The following is a 16,273-nucleotide window of genomic DNA, read 5'->3' as shown; positions in this document are numbered from 1 at the left end:
ATGTTGAAATTGCAAAAGCTACGTAAGACACTTCAAGAACAAAATCTCGATGGCATTTTAATTACGAACGGATACAACCGTCGTTATATGACTGGTTTTACAGGGACAGCGGGCGTAGCAATCGTGTCTCAAAATGATGCTGTGTTTATCACGGATTTTCGTTACACAGAGCAAGCAGCCGCGCAAATACAGGATTTCCACATTGTCAAACATGAGGCGACAATCATTGAAGAAATTGCAACGCAAGTAAAAAACATGGGTATCAAATTATTGGGCTTTGAGAAAGATACTGTTAGTTATGGCACATATGAGCTATATAAAAATAATATTCAAGCTGATTTAGTACCGATTTCTGGGCTAATTGAAAAAATTCGCTTGATTAAGACGCAACAAGAGATTAATATTATTAAGGTTGCGTGTGAAATTGCTGATCACGCATTTACACATATCTTAAACTTCATCAAGCCAGGTAAAACAGAGCTTGAGGTTTCGAATGAATTAGAATTTTTCATGCGTAAACAAGGAGCAACTCAGTCCTCGTTTGATACAATTGTTGCGTCTGGTCTTCGCTCAGCCTTACCACATGGTGTAGCAACGAATAAAGTGATTGAAAAAGGCGACTTTGTCACATTAGACTATGGAGCACTGTACAATGGCTATATCTCGGATATTACACGTACTGTTGCAGTAGGCGAGCCATCTGAAAAATTAGTGGATATGTACAACGCAGTACTTGCTTCCCAGCTTTTAGCACTTGAAAAGGTTGGCCCTGGCTTAACAGGGATCCAAGCAGATGCGATTGCACGTAACTACTTAAAAGAAAAGGGATATGGCGAGGCATTTGGTCATTCATTAGGACATGGGATTGGTCTTGAAGTACATGAAGGCCCTGGCTTATCAATGCGTTCAGAAGCGGTGCTAGAGCCAGGTATGGCCGTAACGATTGAACCAGGAGTGTATTTACCAGGAATCGGTGGTGTTCGTATCGAGGACGATATTTTAATCACAGAGACAGGTAATGAACTGCTAACTCATTCGTCAAAAGAACTTATTATTTTGTAAACTATGGAGGAACACAAATGATTTCAGTAAACGATTTCCGTACAGGCCTAACTATTATTGTAGATGGCCAATTATATCGCGTGTTAGATTTCCAACACGTTAAACCAGGTAAAGGTGCTGCGTTCGTACGCTCTAAATTACGTAACCTACGTAACGGTTCAGTAAATGAAAAAACTTTCCGTGCTGGTGAGAAAGTTGAAAAAGCACAAATCGATAACCGTAAAATGCAATACCTTTATGCACAAGGTGATGAGCATGTTTTCATGGACTTAGAATCATATGAGCAAACTGAACTTGCTTCAGCTGCCATTGAATATGAATTAAAATTCTTAAAAGAAAACATGGAAGTTCATATTCAATCATACCAAAGTGAAATGTTAGGTGTTGAATTACCAAACACTGTTACGCTAGAAGTAACAGAAACAGAGCCTGGTATTAAAGGTGATACAGCTTCAGGTGGTACAAAACCTGCAACTCTTGAAACAGGTCTTATTGTACAAGTGCCATTCTTCGTAAACCAAGGTGACATGTTAATTATCAATACTGAAGAAGGTTCTTACGTTTCTCGTGGGTAATGAATAAAAATATCCGACCTACTCTTTTTTTAAAAGGGTAGGTTTTTTAATATACATATAAAGTAGAGCTAGGTCCCTTTTTTATTAATAGAAAAATTTGTTTCTATTATTTAAAATGTGGTCATAATTGGAAGATTTGTTTACAATAATAGTAAGGAGTGAATGCTATGCTACAAACTTTTGAAATATCATATCCAATAATACAGGCGCCAATGGCTGGTGTAACTACGCCAAAATTTGTGGCTGCCTGTGTAGAACAAGGTGTTTTAGGCTCGATTGGAGCGGGCTATTTAGATGGTGAGCAAACAAAAAGCTTTATTCAGGAAGTTAAAAAGCTAACGAAAAAGCCATTTGCGATTAATTTATTTGTACAAGAAGAACCACGAATTGATATAGATGTTCTTCAAAAAGCTCGAATGGCTCTACAGCCGTTTTATGATGAACTTGGACTATCACCTGTACAAAGTGTCATGTCCAAGGAAGTATTTGAAGAACAAGTACAAGCTGTTCTTGATGAAAACGTAGCCATTTGTTCCTTTACATTTGGTATTCCTTCAGCAGATGTCATTCATCGTTTAAAGGACAACCAAGTTTATGTTATTGGTACAGCTACTACACTAGAGGAAGCGAAGCGTGTAGAACAAGCAGGGATGCAAGCGGTTGTTCTTCAGGGTGGCGAAGCTGGTGGTCATCGTGGTTCCTTCACGGAACCTTTGCAATTAATTGATTTGCATGATTTACTGCAGCAGGTTGTAGGGCAAATTTCCATACCAATTATTGCTGCTGGAGGCATTGTTACAAAGGAAGACGTAAGCAAAGCACTAGCAATGGGTGCACAAGCGGTTCAAATTGGTACAGCCTTACTTGTAGCAGATGAGTGTGAAATTTCACCTCTTTATAAAAATGCCTTGCTTCAATCGGAAGCACAACAAACGACGATTACACGTGCTTTTTCTGGGAAACCAGCAAGAGGCTTAGCAAATGGTTTTACCGAACGTATGAAGAATGCTACTGTAGCCCCTTATCCATTGCAAAATGATCTAACTACAACTATTCGTAAAGAAGGCGCAAAACAGGGTAAAGCCGACTATTTATCGATGTGGATGGGCGAAAAGAGTTATTTAGTGAAACAACCAGGTACTGTGAAAAGCATCATTGAAAAGCTACTTTAACTTCTTTCAGCAATTGTTTTCGTAGTGAAAGCGAGGCGTCAGCTACAATTGTTTTCGTAGCGAAACTATAGGTGGTAGCAAATGCAAGGTGTCTAACATCCACTGAAAGAAGTTCAGCTCCCGGCGTTACGCAAGCAAGAAGGGGGCGTTGGGCTGCGCAAAGCCGACCCCGAACGCAATGATGCCGAGGCGTCATTAATTTCATAAAAATACTAAGATCTCTATACGTAAGTATGGAGGTCTTTTTTGTGTGGTAGCGACATATATTGCTGTACACGAGGGGGCGTATGAAATGGAATTACAAGACGTATTAAGAGTCGCTGGAGTGGGACTAGTAGTTGCGCTTCTTCATGTCTTCTTTGATCAAACAGGAAAGAAAGAATTTTCATTTTTCCTATTTTTCATTGCCTATTTATATATGACAGCGGAATTACTGCGATTTTTACGTCTATTTTTTAATGAGATCCTCACATTCTTTCAATGGCTGACCTCATCAGGGTAGGTAAATGGAAATTGTCATCGTTGCTGTTGTCATGCTGCTTTTATTATTGCTTATAAAAGAAGTCATACAGCCACTCCATGCGCTAATTAGTGTAATGTTTTCGTTTTTGCTTTTCGGTATGTTGTTTTCGACACTCTTATTGCCATTCATCAAGCAATTACTTGAGACATTAGCATTTTTGCCTTATGCAAAAGCCATTGTGGTAAGTGCTAGCCTTTTTTATATCGGGCAATGGGTGTCGATGTTACTGGTAGAACAAAACTATAAAGTACTCGGGCACATCGTCTATGATGGCGTCAAAATTGTTATTTTGTTGTACTGGTTTAAGGAGTTTTTGGCTGTTTTACAGGAGGTGTCGGCCATTTTACAACGGCTAAACTAAGGGGCGAAGACATTGCTAGAGCAAATATTTTCGTTTTTAATTGATCCATTCTTTCTATTGCTGAAGATGACGCTTATTTTATGTGGCTATGTCATTATTATTTTGATTATCAATATGATTTTACCAGAATTTGAAAAAGGGACAAGGATACTTTTTTTTCTTATAGTCCTTGCAACAATAGGACCTGTCGTTGTGAATTCATTTAATTTAATAGACGATATCGCAAAGGGACTTGCTCATATTTTTACTGCATTTTATCCCATTCTTACTTCAAGTTTTCTTTTATCAAGCAGCATTACAGCGATTGCTTCTTGGCAGCCTTTTTTACTTTTTTTTGTACAAGTATTAACGATTATTAGTAGTAAATGGCTTATTCCGGGAGTGCTTCTTGCCATTGTTTTTGATGTTTGCAGTGTCATCGTTAAAGAAATTTCGTTTACGAGAATTGCTGAATTGATTCGTTTTACCATTATGAGTATCGTCTCTGCATCAGTTATTTGTTACATCATTTTAATGTCGGCGAGTGGTGTTGCTGCTTTTAGTGTCAACGCAGCTGTTGCAGAGCCTGTGAAAAAATTAATAGAGGAAAATATTCCAGTTGTCGGTTCCTTTATAGTAGATAGTTTTTCAATGTTCCAGCATATGACACAATTTGCTTCTTCTATTAGTAGTATTACTGCGTTTATAGCGGTTATTACCGTGTCGTTCATTCCTACAGTGCAGCTTGTTGTTGCTGCCTATTCGTTGAAAATGTTAGCTGCTATTTTAGAGCCAATCGCCTTTGATGATATTTGTAGACTTCTAGATCATGTTAGTAAATCTCTATTTACATTATGTGCTGTATCATTTCTAATTGCTTTTTCGTTTATGTTTTCTTGTTTATTCCTCATTGTTTTTGTGCAAGTTATGGCTGGAGGGAGATAAATTGATTCTTTTATTAGCAATTCTCTTTATCTGTCAGATATTCGTGTTTCTAACAGATGATAAAGAAATAATTTTACTTACAAAGCTTGTCATTACGTTAGTATTTTTGCAATTGCTATTAAAGATTCCATTTATCAATTCATAGGAGGAAACAAGCGTACATACACTTGAAAAAGAGAAGAGATGAAAGGAGGCAATGTACAAGTGATGTGGAAAAGAAACCAAAAAAAACAACGTCATTTTTAGTCTTAATGCTGATCGCTGCCTCCGTGGGAATTTTCATCATTTTACCAATGTATCAAACGAATACAACGAATGGGCAAGTATCACCGAAAACCAATGAAGAAAAACTTGAACAGACATTGAAGGCTATGAAAGGTGTTGGGGAGGTAAAAGTCTATTTTTATTACGGAGATATGACAGATGAGAAGGATGACAATCAACTTTTCAGTCAATATTTTCGAGGAACTGAACAAGGCACGAAAGAAGTAACAGGGATACTAATTGTTTCAAAAGGAGCATCAGATATCTTTGTTAAAAATGAAATTCGTGCGGTTGTTAGTCAAGTAATGCAATTACCGATTCATCGAATTATTATCGTTCCAATGGAAAATAAGGAGGAAAAGTAAATGCGCGTACGTAGAAGAACAGTTTGGTTTATGACATTATTAAGTCTAGTAGCGGTTATTTCAGTGTATTATTTGGTTGATCCAGCAAAACAATTTAATGGACTAACTATTTTCACAGATGACGCATTACAGCAAACTGCAGTATCAGGTGTGACTGATCAAGAAGCAACGAAAGAGGGAGAGACGAAGGAAGTATCTTCTCCAAGCCATTTATTTGAAGAGATGCGCATGCAAGTTAGTGATGAAAGAAGCCAGCTTCGTTCGCAATTAGAGCAGAAAATCGGTTCACAAGATTATTCAGCAGAAGATAAAAGTAAAGCTTATAATGAGATGGATAGCCTTATAAAACAAGAATCCTCTGAAGCAATGTTAGAAATGCTTATTAAATCTTTAGGATACTCCGATGCATTTGTACGAGCAGACGGTGATAAAGTACAGGTAACTGTTATGGCGGAGGAGCTATCAAAAGCTCAAGCGAATGAAATTATTTATTTAGTGAGAACAGAAATGGAAGGCGCGAATGACGTCCTAGTAAAATTCAGTGCAAATAGTAACAATTAAAAATAACAAGAAAAATACTAATATTCTGTTTATTTGAAATCGTTGTTATATATCAGTATCATGAAAAGGCTTTCGTTTAGTAAAAGAAAGCCTTTTGTTTTGTTCATATTTACTTAATTTGCATTAAAGTATTTCAAATTGTTCGAAAAAAATATAGAATAGTGCTTGTAGTAGATTTTATTTCATAAGGAGAGTTAGGAAAATGTTCAAAATTCAAGAAATTCGTGAAATCATTAAATTGGTAGATTCTTCTTCAATTGACGAGTTCGTTTATGAAGCAGATGGGGCAAAAGTTAAATTAAAAAAGAATGTTGTTGTTGTTACTGAAACTGTAGCACCTAAAAAAGAAGTAGTGGCACCTGTTGTACAACAATCTGCACCAGCAGCGGCTCCTGTAGCACCAGCTACTCCTGCTCCAGCAAAAGCTGAAGAAGCACCAGCTGCAGCACCAGTAAATAACGACCCATCGTTACATAAAATTGTATCTCCGATGGTCGGTACTTTTTATCAATCTCCAAACCCAGATTCACCAGCTTACGTTAAAGTGGGGGACAAAGTTGGTAATGAAACAATCGTATGTATCGTAGAAGCTATGAAACTTTTCAACGAAATTGAAGCAGAAGTTCAAGGGGAAATCGTTGAAGTACTTGTTAAAGACGGTGAATTAGTAGAATACGGACAACCATTATTCCTTGTAAAAGCTGAGTAAGGAGTGCACAACTATGAAAAAAGTTTTAATTGCAAACCGCGGCGAAATCGCTGTGCGTATCATTCGTGCTTGTAAAGAGTTAGGCATTCAATCTGTTGCCGTATATTCAGAAGCAGACGCAGACGCATTACATGTGAAATTAGCAGACGAAGCATATTGCATCGGACCAAAGTTATCAAAGGATTCATATCTTAGCTTCCCAGCTTTACTGAGCGTAGCAGAAAAAACAGGTGCAGACGGTATCCATCCAGGTTACGGTTTCGTATCTGAAAACGCTGACTTCGCTGAAGCTTGTGAAAACGCAGGCATTAAATTCATTGGACCTTCATCAGATTCAATTAAAATTATGGGTATTAAAGATGTTGCACGTACAACAATGGAAGCAGCAGATGTTCCACTTGTTCCGGGTACTGGTATTGTTCCAGATATCGAAACAGGTAAAGAATGGGCTGCTAAAATTGGGTACCCAGTTATCATCAAAGCAACTGCTGGTGGTGGCGGTAAAGGTATCCGTGTAGCACGTACAGAAGAAGACCTTATAAAAGGCATTGAAATTACGCAAAAAGAGGCTGCTGCAGCATTCGGTAACCCTGGCGTATATTTAGAAAAATTCATCGAGTACTTCCGTCACTGTGAAATCCAAGTATTAGCGGATGGCTATGGTAACGTTGTACATTTAGGTGAACGTGACTGTACAGTTCAACGTCGTATGCAGAAATTAGTTGAGGAAGCTCCGTCTCCAGCACTATCTTCAGAGCGTCGTGCTGAGATGGGTGCGGCTGCTGTTAAAGCTGCACAAGCTTGTAACTATGAAGGTGCTGGAACAATCGAGTTTATTTATGACTATAGAGAAGATAAATTCTACTTCATGGAAATGAATACTCGTATCCAAGTCGAACACCCAGTAACAGAAATGATTTCTGGTGTTGATCTTGTGCAACAACAATTAAAAATTGCATCTGGTGAAAAACTTCCTTTCACTCAAGATGATATTCAATTAAATGGATGGGCAATTGAATGCCGTATTAACGCAGAAAATGCTTATAAAAACTTCATGCCATCAGCTGGTACAGTAGATACTTATGTAACTCCAGGTGGCTATGGTGTACGTATTGACTCTGCAGTTTATGCTGGTTATACAATCCCGCCATATTATGATTCTATGGTTGCAAAACTAATTGTTCATGCAAATACACGTGAAGAAGCGATTGCGAAAATGAATCGTGCACTTAGCGAATTCGAAGTATCTGGTCCTGGGATCAATACAACAATTCCATTCCACCAAGCATTGATGAACAATGATGTTTTCAAATCAGCACAATTCAATACGAAGTTCCTTGAAGAGAATGATGTATTGGGGACAAGCAAGTAATTGATTTGTGGATTTAAGGAATAGAACACATTCCAAATATCCAATAAAAATACCTTCTAACTTTTATTAGTTAGGAGGTTTTTTATTTGGCTAGAAAAGGTCAGCGTACAGTTTTTGATTTAGAGGATGTATACAGCTACCAAGTTTTGGGGGTATGTTTAAAGAGGAAGATGCTATCATGGGAAAGTATTGTGGTAGATGTGCTTTGAAATGGGAGTAGAAAAAAATAAGAAGTATTTATCTCAAATGGGGTGGGTATTTTTTATTTCCGGCATTCTTCGGTATCAGAGCTTAAGAGTTTCGACCCCTTTTAGAAGCACATCATTTGGATATGTTATAATTAAATTTATGGAGAAATGTACACTATCGGTGTTGTTAAAAGAGATAGGGGGCAGATGATGAATAACGAATATTTCGTCGGTTGGGGTACATTGGCGTTGATAAATGCTGCACTTGCACAAGGGAAGAATAGAACAGGGTTAAATTGGTTTTTACTTTCTCTTGTATTAGGTCCATTTGCAACACTAATTTTGTTATTTGTTGAAAAGAGACAGTAACGCTACATATTCACGATAATTGATATAAGTTAATCAAGGGAGAAGCGTGGACATGTAGACTCTCGCTTATTCAACTATTTGGGTGTTTAATAAATGTAAGTCGATTATAGATCTGCTTATTTAATAGTGCCATAACTTAAACCTTCTGACTTTACTGTCAGGGGGTTTTTTACTTGTCTGAAATTAATTAGCGTTATGGTAAAGTTGATGGCTTTTTGTGCTTAGATTACTTCTGCAGTCAATTTCATTTGTTGAGCAATTCCCTTTCCTTCACCAATCCATGATTTTCTATGTTACAATATCTTGTAGATTGAATTTTCAGGTATTTGAAGGGTGGGTGAAAAAGTATTGAAAAAATTGTTATTTTTAGTGCTTTTGACAATGTTAATTTTAACAGCATGTAATTCATCGACGTTAAGTATTAGTGAAATTGAGATAGTTCCAGATAAAGTGCAAAAGGTAATAGATGAAAAATATACACTTCAAAAAATCAATGTAGTAGATAAGGATATTTCTTATGTGGTTTTTCGGTCAAAAGGCACAGTTACATCAGACATTGAAACGCAAGGTGATACATTAATAATAAAGTTAGATGTTACGAATCAACAGGATAATGCAATAAAACAACATGTTTATAAATTAACGTTAGATCCGGACCTTGATACGATTGATATTCACATCAATGGTAAATCTACCCCTATTGATAATGTAACAGGGATAAAATAAGGCGATTAATGACTTTTCAATAGCCATCTCACATAAAGAGCCGTTTACAAATAATGAATAGGGTGATTGTATGGAGGGATTTGAACTTTCATTTAAAAATAAAGCAGTACGAGTTTGGTTTTGTACGATGCTACCAGCAATTATTTTAACTATTGTCCTTAATATTGTTTTGCCTAATGAGCAAAGTAGATTTGTTTCATTAGGTTTATCACTAGTTACAATCTTATACTTTGTCTGGTTTGTGATTTATTCTAAAAAGAAACGCAAATAATATATAAGATGGCGAAGAAATCTTCATAGATATCTTCGCTTTTTGTTTTTATTGAGAGGTTATTTGATTTAACGCCTAACTTCTTGAATTTATCGACATAAACCAGATCCAAATAAATTAAAGCGTCTTTACGAAGCCAAACCTTCCTTTTTATAGTATAATAAGCGTAAGTACAGCATTTGTTTGTGATGTGTAAGGGAAAGGATGATATTTGTATGGCAGAGAAAGTAGGACAATCTTTCGTACAACCAACGCCTTCTGGTAAAGAAGAACTTGGGAAAATTGAAGTAGCAGCTGAAGTAATCGAGGTTGTTGCTGGAATCGCAGTGAACGAGGTAGAAGGGGTTGCTGCAACTCGCGGTAATATTGCTACGGGCGTAGTTGAACGCTTCGGTAAAAAAGTTCACAATAAAGGCATTAAATCGGGTGTTACTGAAACTGGTGAGATTGCCATTGATGTATTTTGCTCTGTAAAATACGGCTATACAATCCCAAAAGTGGCGAAGGAAGTTCAAACTCAAATTCGCCAAGCGATTTTTAATATGACTGCACTTGAAACAGCTGAAGTGAATGTCCATATTACTGGCATTCTCTTTGAAAAAGAAGAAGTAGCTGTACAAGAATAAAAAGAAGGGTTGCCTTATACAGGGCAATCCTTCTTTTTACGTTGTTTACGGAAATTGTTTAGCAGTGATTAAGTATAGCTACTTTATTATATTTCAATATGCTTTGGCTTTCTCCAGAACAAAGCAAGGATAACGCCGAGTGTTAAAACAATTGTTGCAAAGTAATACGGATAGTTCAAATTGATATCGAATAATACCCCACCTAAAATAGGACCGAATATATTTCCGAGACTTGTAAACATGGAGTTCATGCCACCAACGAATCCTTGTTCATTACCAGCAATTTTAGATAAATAAGAGGTAACGGCAGGACGAATTAAATCGAAGCCGACGAAAATAAAGAATGTGACAAATAATATTGCGAAATAGTGGCTTACAAATGTCATAGCCAATGTTAAAACAGCAGATAGGACGAGTGAATAACGGATAAGATTAATCTCGCCCATTTTCTTTGTCAGCCAATCAAATAATATTAGCTGAGCAAGAGCCCCAACTACTCCGCTTCCCGTAATAATAATCGCGATATCTGAAGGTGTAAATGCGAATTTATGATCTACAAATAGACTAAATAACGATTCAAATGCAGCTAAACCAAATGATAGTACGAAAATAAGCACGAATGGAATAAGGTATAGTGGGCTAAAAATACGCTTCATGCTGCCCAAAATTGATGGTGCAGACTGTTCATCATCATCAGCACGTGTCGGTTCTTTTAGTAAAATAAATGACAAGAGCGCTGCTAAAAATCCGAGTATACCAGCAGCATAAAATGGTATGCGCGTTCCGAATTCGGCTAAAAATCCACCGATACCAGGTCCGATAATGAAGCCGGTACTAATCGCTGCACTCATATAACCCAAAGCCTTTGGACGTTGTGACAAGGTTGTAATATCAGCGATATATGCAGTTACCGCAGGCATGATGAAAGCAGCACTGATACCGCCTAACATACGTGAGATAAAGAGTATTTCAACTGAGCGTCCAAGACCAAATAATAGCTCTGAAAAACCAAATATAAATAGACCCGCAACGATCATAATTTTACGGCCAATGTTATCCACCATTTTACCAGAAATCGGTGAGAAGATAAGCTGAGTGATAGCAAATGCGGCCACCATATAGCCAACGACAGAGCCTGAAATTTTCAGCTCATTCATGAGTGTCGGTAGCACAGGTATAACTAAACCAATACCTAAAAAGGCAATGAATAAATTCGATAATAAAATACTTAAGGTTAAAAGTTGTTTCTTATTCATATTGTTCTCCTTCAATCTTTCACGATACATGAATCAAAATCTACTAGAATATTTCCACGTAATACAATAAACCCTATAGTAACTATAGGGTCAAAAGATTTGTTTTAACTTCTTTCGGCCTGTTACGGACACAATTATGCCTATGCTTAATTGATTTTTATAGTGTGGAAGTATTCGTCGCGGTTATACAAAGTGTTTTATATTTCTATAATGCTCCGAAGGTAATGGGGCAGGCATAGTTATTTTTCTAAGTCCATTCATAAAATGCCTTTACTAGTAAGAGCTAAAGAAGTTTCGTATCGCATCAAAACGAATTTTATGTTTACAATCATCGCAATAAAATAGGTGCGATTTGCGTTCTTTGAATTGTTTATATTGTTCCTTCCCTTCATATAATTTGAAAGTTCTTTTGCAGCTTGTACTGTAATAAACACCTCAAAAGATGATAATTAATTTCCTTAATTATAACATTCTTGGTATTTAAATAATAAAGGATGATTTTTTAATTTCAATATATTTCTTAGTAAAGTTAATTGCAGGGTGTTAAAATAAGCAAAAAGTTGCTTGGAAAAGGTATCAGATTATTGAAAACTTGCTTGAATTCGTGTTTCTCTTACGAATTTATGCTATTATAAACCTTAATGCCACTTAAGAAGGAGAGCTTTACATGAAACGACATGAAGCACGCGAAAAAGCGTTGCAAGTTTTGTTTCAGCTAGACAATACCGATCTAACAGTAGAAGAAGCAATGGGTCATATTAAAGGCCAACCAACAAATGTCTTCTATGAAAAGATTGTTACTGGAACAGTTGAACATTTGGAGGAAATCGATGCTGCTTTAGAACAGCATCTTGAAAAGTGGTCGCTTGCCCGTTTACCTAAAATTGAAAGAACGGTTTTACGTCTAGCTGTATACGAAATTTTATACATGCCAGAAACACCAAAAAGAGTAGTACTTAATGAAGCAATCGAGTTATGCAAAACATTTGGCGACGATGGTTCGTCTAAATTTGTTAATGGCGTACTTTCTAAATTTACAGAACAATAACATGTGTTGAATTGGAAGGAGTAACTAAGGTCTATGTCAAGTGCAATTATTAATGGTAAAGAAATTGGTCAAGAAATTCGTAATTCAGTAGCAGAGCGAGTAACGCGTTTAAAAGAGCAAGGATTAACACCAGGCTTAGCGGTTGTTTTAGTAGGAGACAACCAAGCCTCAGCTACATATGTGAGAAATAAGCAAAAATCTTGTGAAGCCATCGGTATGTTTTCAGAGCTAATCAAACTACCAGAAGAAACTACACAAGAATCATTATTAGCACAAATTGAATTATTAAATAATCGTGAAGATATTCATGGTATTTTAGTACAATTACCACTCCCAAAACATATTGATGAGGATATTGTTATTGCCACAATTGCTGTTGAAAAAGACGTTGATGGCTTCTCACCGGTAAGTGTTGGGAAAATGATGCTTGGCCAAGAAACATTTTTGCCTTGTACACCGTTTGGCGTAATGAAGCTTCTTGAATTTTCAGGAATCGAAATAGCAGGAAAGCATGCGGTCATCGTAGGGCGTAGTCATATCGTTGGGAAGCCAATGGGACAACTTCTACTACAAAAGGATGCAACTGTGACATATACGCATTCCAAAACACCAAATTTACCTTCGTTCACTAAACAAGCAGATATTTTAATTGCGGCAGTTGGACGTGCGAACTTTATTACAAAAGAGCATGTTAAAGAAGGCGCAGTTGTGATAGATGTTGGAATCAATCGTGATGAAAACAACAAGCTTTGCGGTGACGTAAACTTCAATGAGGTAGATGGAATTGCGTCTCATATAACACCTGTACCAGGCGGTGTAGGACCAATGACAATTACGATGTTACTATTCAACACTGTTCAAGCAGCAGAAAATAAGCTTGAACATATAGTTAAGCTATAATTTTGAATGACTCTTTATAAAAAGCTATCTCAATTTTTTGAGATAGCTTTTTTGTATGATTAAGTATTTCGAGAACTTTCACGTTGTTTTTAACGTCTAATATAACGTTTGGGTCATACATATGAATAGGGAGGTTTTTATGGAAAACATAGATTTAATACTGATTATCAAACATATTATTATCGGTCTTGTCCAAGGATTTACCGAGCCAATTCCTGTATCATCAAGCGGGCATGTTATGATTGCAAGTGAAATTCTTGGTCTTGGTGAGCAAGGATTTACTTTTGCTATTTTAACGAACACTGCATCTTTACTAGCTATTGTCTATATTTATCGAGAGGATATTATCCGACTCATCACAAATTTTTTCCTTTATCTTAAAACGGGAGAGAATCGATATAAAGCGGATTTTCGTTTTTCCATATTCATTGTGATTGGTTCTATTCCAGCGGGCATTTTAGGTGTTTTATTAAGTGATGTTATTGCGGATAATGTTAGTATGACAACGATTGCACTTATGCTATTTGTGACAGGTATTGCCTTATGGCTAATCCGTAATATGCGTGGTACGAAAAGGGATGCGGATTTGACTGCAAAAGACGCCATCATCGTCGGTCTTGGTCAAGCTGTAGCATTAACTCCTGGTATTAGTCGTTCAGGAGCAACGATTATTTCAGCCATTGCAGTTGGTATGAAACAGGAAACTGCTTTACGATTTTCCTTCATGCTTTATATTCCTGTAAGTCTTGGTGGGGTTGTCCTTGGGATTTCAGATTTTTTAGATGAGCCAAATAAAAGTGCATTAGCAATTCCTTATGCTGCGACATTTATTGCGACATTATTTATGACTTATTTTGCAATGCGTTGGTTTATGGGAATCATGAAAAGTGGCAAGCTTAGCTACTTTACATATTATTGCTTTCTTGTAGGTACGCTTCTTTTAATATTTTATTAATTTAAAATGCCTCATAACTTTAAATAGTTATGAGGTTTTCTTGTTAGTTGAGAAAATGAAATGGTAGGTTTTTGACTTCTATCCATCATTTCGACGATTCTATCCGTCGTTTCATTTTCATACCGTCGTTCCGTCGTTTCAATCCGTCACTTCGCCTGTTTTATCCGTCGTCGAAGCTGCTTTTTCCCTCACTCCGTCTTCTTACCGTCACTCGGACTCTTCTATCCGCTCCCCAGCAAAGCACTCAGTAGAAACGCAACTCCACCCCTTATTTCGTCGAAAAGACATACTTTATCTAATACGAGATCTTAAGATATGTTATAGTAAGGTTTTCAATTCTATGAAAGACAGTCGTTTTTTCAAGCGAAACTGCATTTTGGCACGTCAGGCACAATAAAAAATGTTATGATAGGTGTAGTTTTGTGAAAAACTTGATTTTAGTAAAGGAGCCGGAAAAATGACATCTGCTTCTTATTTAACTGTAAAAGCATTAACAAAATATATTAAACGGAAATTTGATGCTGATCCGCATTTACGTGAAGTCTATGTAAAGGGAGAGTTATCCAATGTCAAGATTCATCAATCGGGGCATATTTACTTTACATTAAAGGATGATGGAGCAAGGATTGCGGCTACAATGTTTAAATCAGCAGCCGGAAAGTTGGCGTTTGAACCTAAGGAAGGTATGCAAGTATTTATTCGTGGAGATGTAAACGTTTACGAAGGCTACGGTACATATCAACTATATGTACAGGAAATGCAACCAGATGGAATCGGTAGCTTGTTTGTTGCCTTTAACCAGCTGAAAGAGCAGTTACAAAAAGAAGGGCTTTTTAAACCTGAATGGAAACAACCAATTCCGAGATTTCCTGAAAAAATCGGGGTTTTAACGTCGACAACAGGTGCAGCCATTCGAGATATCTGTACAACATTAAAGAGACGTTATCCACTTGCTGAAATTTTTATTTATCCTACCCTTGTACAGGGAGCACAAGCAGCGCCAAATATTGTTCGCAATATTGAGAGCGCAAATATTGATGCGAGTTGTGATGTACTGATTGTTGGGCGTGGTGGAGGATCGATTGAGGATTTATGGGCATTTAATGAGGAAGTTGTCGCAAGAGCGATTTTTGAAAGTCGTATCCCTATTATTAGTGCAGTAGGTCATGAAACAGATACAACTATAGCGGATTATGTAGCTGATTTGCGTGCACCGACACCAACAGCAGCGGCTGAGATGGCTGTACCTGATCAACAGGATTTATTTCAGCGGGTACTTACACAAAAATCACAGCTCCACCAAATTGTAAGAGCGCAACTTATTGCAGAACGGCAACGTCTAAATAAGCTCCAACAGTCATATCCGCTGTCAATGCCAGAACGTCTATATCGACCATTTACGGAAAGGCTAGCACAACTTGAGTCGGGATTGCAAAAAGCAATGCAGGTCGATTTAATGAAGAAAACAGCGCAGTTTCAACAATTACGTAGTGCAGTAGAGCAGCACTCACCGAAAAAAGCATTAGCTTTCCATCAACGAGAGCTAGAAGCACATGTCCAACAATTAACTCGTGCTAAAACACATTATGTAACGAAGCAAAAACAACAATTTGAGGCAACCGTCAGAACTTTAGAAGCATTGAATCCGCTTGCCATATTAACAAGGGGCTTTACGGTAGCTTATAAAGATCAACAAATGTTGAAATCAGCAGCTGATGTTAAGCCACAGGATCAATTAACACTTTCTTTCCATGATGGAAAGGTAATTGCTGATGTGGTAAAGATCTTGCCTAAAAATGAGGGGGAATAATTGTGGCAGAGAAACAACAAACTTTCGCAGAAGCAATGACGGCACTTGAGGAAATTGTCCGCCAGCTAGAGCAAGGTGATGTGCCGCTAGAAAATGCGATTGATTTATATAAACAAGGCATGGAGCTTTCGCAATTTTGCCATAGCAAGCTACAAAATGCTGAAGAGCAGTTAATTTCAATTGTCCAAGAGACAGGTGAAACGACAGCATTTGATCCACTAAAGGGAGAGAACTAA

The 16,273-nt window shown here is 37.2% G+C and carries 22 protein-coding genes; 21 read left to right on the top strand and 1 reads right to left on the bottom strand.

Annotation, left to right across the window (positions count from 1 at the left end; translation table 11 throughout):
• The 16 genes from B1B04_RS12695 to B1B04_RS12625 all read left to right on the top strand — a co-directional run bounded on the left by B1B04_RS12695 (position 1) and on the right by B1B04_RS12625 (position 10,068).
• Positions 1–1,062, top strand: coding sequence for a M24 family metallopeptidase (locus tag B1B04_RS12695; protein WP_079561819.1), 1,062 nt, complete (start codon positions 1–3; stop codon positions 1,060–1,062).
• Positions 1,063–1,079: 17 nt separating this feature from the next.
• Positions 1,080–1,637, top strand: a complete 558-nt coding sequence (efp, locus tag B1B04_RS12690) for an elongation factor P (protein WP_079561818.1) — start codon at positions 1,080–1,082, stop codon at positions 1,635–1,637.
• Between the two features lie 167 nt (positions 1,638–1,804).
• A complete protein-coding gene (locus B1B04_RS12685) occupies positions 1,805–2,809 on the top strand; it encodes an NAD(P)H-dependent flavin oxidoreductase (RefSeq protein WP_079561817.1) in 1,005 nt (334 codons plus the stop codon).
• A 292-nt stretch (positions 2,810–3,101) separates the two neighbouring features.
• Positions 3,102–3,311, top strand: coding sequence for a hypothetical protein (locus tag B1B04_RS12675; RefSeq protein WP_012295089.1), 210 nt, complete (start codon positions 3,102–3,104; stop codon positions 3,309–3,311).
• A 4-nt stretch (positions 3,312–3,315) separates the two neighbouring features.
• Complete coding sequence (locus tag B1B04_RS12670) at positions 3,316–3,693, top strand: hypothetical protein (RefSeq protein ID WP_079561815.1); 378 nt, start codon at positions 3,316–3,318, stop codon at positions 3,691–3,693.
• Positions 3,694–3,705: 12 nt separating this feature from the next.
• Positions 3,706–4,617 (top strand): stage III sporulation protein AE, encoded by a 912-nt coding sequence (locus B1B04_RS12665; RefSeq protein ID WP_079561814.1) that lies wholly within the window; start codon positions 3,706–3,708, stop codon positions 4,615–4,617.
• 1 nt (position 4,618) lies between these two features.
• Positions 4,619–4,762 carry a hypothetical protein gene (locus tag B1B04_RS25685; protein WP_170938973.1) on the top strand — a complete coding sequence of 48 codons (144 nt, stop codon included), beginning with the start codon at positions 4,619–4,621 and terminating at the stop codon, positions 4,760–4,762.
• A 64-nt stretch (positions 4,763–4,826) separates the two neighbouring features.
• Entirely contained in the window at positions 4,827–5,246 is a 420-nt protein-coding gene (locus B1B04_RS12660; protein ID WP_079561813.1) for a hypothetical protein, read from the top strand.
• On the top strand, positions 5,247–5,807 hold the full coding sequence (locus B1B04_RS12655) for a SpoIIIAH-like family protein (protein WP_079561812.1): 561 nt from the start codon (positions 5,247–5,249) through the stop codon (positions 5,805–5,807).
• Between the two features lie 202 nt (positions 5,808–6,009).
• Positions 6,010–6,516 (top strand): acetyl-CoA carboxylase biotin carboxyl carrier protein, encoded by a 507-nt coding sequence (accB, locus tag B1B04_RS12650; RefSeq protein WP_079561811.1) that lies wholly within the window; start codon positions 6,010–6,012, stop codon positions 6,514–6,516.
• A 13-nt stretch (positions 6,517–6,529) separates the two neighbouring features.
• A complete protein-coding gene (gene accC / locus B1B04_RS12645; protein ID WP_079561810.1) occupies positions 6,530–7,888 on the top strand; it encodes an acetyl-CoA carboxylase biotin carboxylase subunit in 1,359 nt (452 codons plus the stop codon).
• An 86-nt stretch (positions 7,889–7,974) separates the two neighbouring features.
• The gene (locus B1B04_RS26455) at positions 7,975–8,097 is read left to right on the top strand and encodes a hypothetical protein (RefSeq protein ID WP_276207755.1); all 123 of its coding nucleotides are present in this window, start codon (positions 7,975–7,977) and stop codon (positions 8,095–8,097) included.
• A 189-nt stretch (positions 8,098–8,286) separates the two neighbouring features.
• Positions 8,287–8,445, top strand: a complete 159-nt coding sequence (locus tag B1B04_RS25680) for a hypothetical protein (RefSeq protein WP_170938972.1) — start codon at positions 8,287–8,289, stop codon at positions 8,443–8,445.
• A gap of 348 nt (positions 8,446–8,793) precedes the next feature.
• Positions 8,794–9,171 (top strand): peptidylprolyl isomerase, encoded by a 378-nt coding sequence (locus B1B04_RS12635; protein WP_205756641.1) that lies wholly within the window; start codon positions 8,794–8,796, stop codon positions 9,169–9,171.
• Positions 9,172–9,241: 70 nt separating this feature from the next.
• Positions 9,242–9,442, top strand: coding sequence for a hypothetical protein (locus tag B1B04_RS12630; RefSeq protein ID WP_079561807.1), 201 nt, complete (start codon positions 9,242–9,244; stop codon positions 9,440–9,442).
• 215 nt (positions 9,443–9,657) lie between these two features.
• On the top strand, positions 9,658–10,068 hold the full coding sequence (locus B1B04_RS12625) for an Asp23/Gls24 family envelope stress response protein (protein ID WP_079561806.1): 411 nt from the start codon (positions 9,658–9,660) through the stop codon (positions 10,066–10,068).
• Between the two features lie 86 nt (positions 10,069–10,154).
• Here the strand turns inward: B1B04_RS12625 and B1B04_RS12620 are convergent, their stop codons facing one another.
• A complete protein-coding gene (locus tag B1B04_RS12620; protein WP_079561805.1) occupies positions 10,155–11,324 on the bottom strand; it encodes an MFS transporter in 1,170 nt (389 codons plus the stop codon).
• Between the two features lie 667 nt (positions 11,325–11,991).
• Between B1B04_RS12620 and nusB the strand changes: the two genes are divergently transcribed.
• From nusB to xseB, 5 genes are all read left to right on the top strand, one after another.
• The gene (gene nusB / locus B1B04_RS12610; RefSeq protein ID WP_053483714.1) at positions 11,992–12,372 is read left to right on the top strand and encodes a transcription antitermination factor NusB; all 381 of its coding nucleotides are present in this window, start codon (positions 11,992–11,994) and stop codon (positions 12,370–12,372) included.
• Positions 12,373–12,405: 33 nt separating this feature from the next.
• Entirely contained in the window at positions 12,406–13,272 is an 867-nt protein-coding gene (gene folD / locus B1B04_RS12605; protein WP_079561804.1) for a bifunctional methylenetetrahydrofolate dehydrogenase/methenyltetrahydrofolate cyclohydrolase FolD, read from the top strand.
• A 139-nt stretch (positions 13,273–13,411) separates the two neighbouring features.
• On the top strand, positions 13,412–14,227 hold the full coding sequence (locus B1B04_RS12600; protein WP_079561803.1) for an undecaprenyl-diphosphate phosphatase: 816 nt from the start codon (positions 13,412–13,414) through the stop codon (positions 14,225–14,227).
• Positions 14,228–14,684: 457 nt separating this feature from the next.
• Positions 14,685–16,037 (top strand): exodeoxyribonuclease VII large subunit, encoded by a 1,353-nt coding sequence (gene xseA, locus B1B04_RS12595; RefSeq protein ID WP_079561802.1) that lies wholly within the window; start codon positions 14,685–14,687, stop codon positions 16,035–16,037.
• Between the two features lie 2 nt (positions 16,038–16,039).
• The gene (gene xseB, locus B1B04_RS12590) at positions 16,040–16,273 is read left to right on the top strand and encodes an exodeoxyribonuclease VII small subunit (RefSeq protein WP_079561801.1); all 234 of its coding nucleotides are present in this window, start codon (positions 16,040–16,042) and stop codon (positions 16,271–16,273) included.

Source organism: Lysinibacillus sp. KCTC 33748 (assembly GCF_002237755.1).
Lineage (GTDB): Bacteria > Bacillota > Bacilli > Bacillales_A > Planococcaceae > Lysinibacillus.
Note: the sequence above shows the minus strand (reverse complement) of the source record. Positions and strands in the feature narration are given on the sequence as shown.

Coding starts and splice junctions, on each gene's coding strand:
- B1B04_RS12695 (WP_079561819.1), top strand. CDS start 1: ATGTTGAAATTGCAAAAGCTACGTAAGACACTTCAAGAACAAAATCTC.
- efp (WP_079561818.1), top strand. CDS start 1,080: ATGATTTCAGTAAACGATTTCCGTACAGGCCTAACTATTATTGTAGAT.
- B1B04_RS12685 (WP_079561817.1), top strand. CDS start 1,805: ATGCTACAAACTTTTGAAATATCATATCCAATAATACAGGCGCCAATG.
- B1B04_RS12675 (WP_012295089.1), top strand. CDS start 3,102: ATGGAATTACAAGACGTATTAAGAGTCGCTGGAGTGGGACTAGTAGTT.
- B1B04_RS12670 (WP_079561815.1), top strand. CDS start 3,316: ATGGAAATTGTCATCGTTGCTGTTGTCATGCTGCTTTTATTATTGCTT.
- B1B04_RS12655 (WP_079561812.1), top strand. CDS start 5,247: ATGCGCGTACGTAGAAGAACAGTTTGGTTTATGACATTATTAAGTCTA.
- accB (WP_079561811.1), top strand. CDS start 6,010: ATGTTCAAAATTCAAGAAATTCGTGAAATCATTAAATTGGTAGATTCT.
- accC (WP_079561810.1), top strand. CDS start 6,530: ATGAAAAAAGTTTTAATTGCAAACCGCGGCGAAATCGCTGTGCGTATC.
- B1B04_RS25680 (WP_170938972.1), top strand. CDS start 8,287: ATGAATAACGAATATTTCGTCGGTTGGGGTACATTGGCGTTGATAAAT.
- B1B04_RS12630 (WP_079561807.1), top strand. CDS start 9,242: ATGGAGGGATTTGAACTTTCATTTAAAAATAAAGCAGTACGAGTTTGG.
- B1B04_RS12625 (WP_079561806.1), top strand. CDS start 9,658: ATGGCAGAGAAAGTAGGACAATCTTTCGTACAACCAACGCCTTCTGGT.
- B1B04_RS12620 (WP_079561805.1), bottom strand. CDS start 11,324: ATGAATAAGAAACAACTTTTAACCTTAAGTATTTTATTATCGAATTTA.
- nusB (WP_053483714.1), top strand. CDS start 11,992: ATGAAACGACATGAAGCACGCGAAAAAGCGTTGCAAGTTTTGTTTCAG.
- folD (WP_079561804.1), top strand. CDS start 12,406: ATGTCAAGTGCAATTATTAATGGTAAAGAAATTGGTCAAGAAATTCGT.
- B1B04_RS12600 (WP_079561803.1), top strand. CDS start 13,412: ATGGAAAACATAGATTTAATACTGATTATCAAACATATTATTATCGGT.
- xseA (WP_079561802.1), top strand. CDS start 14,685: ATGACATCTGCTTCTTATTTAACTGTAAAAGCATTAACAAAATATATT.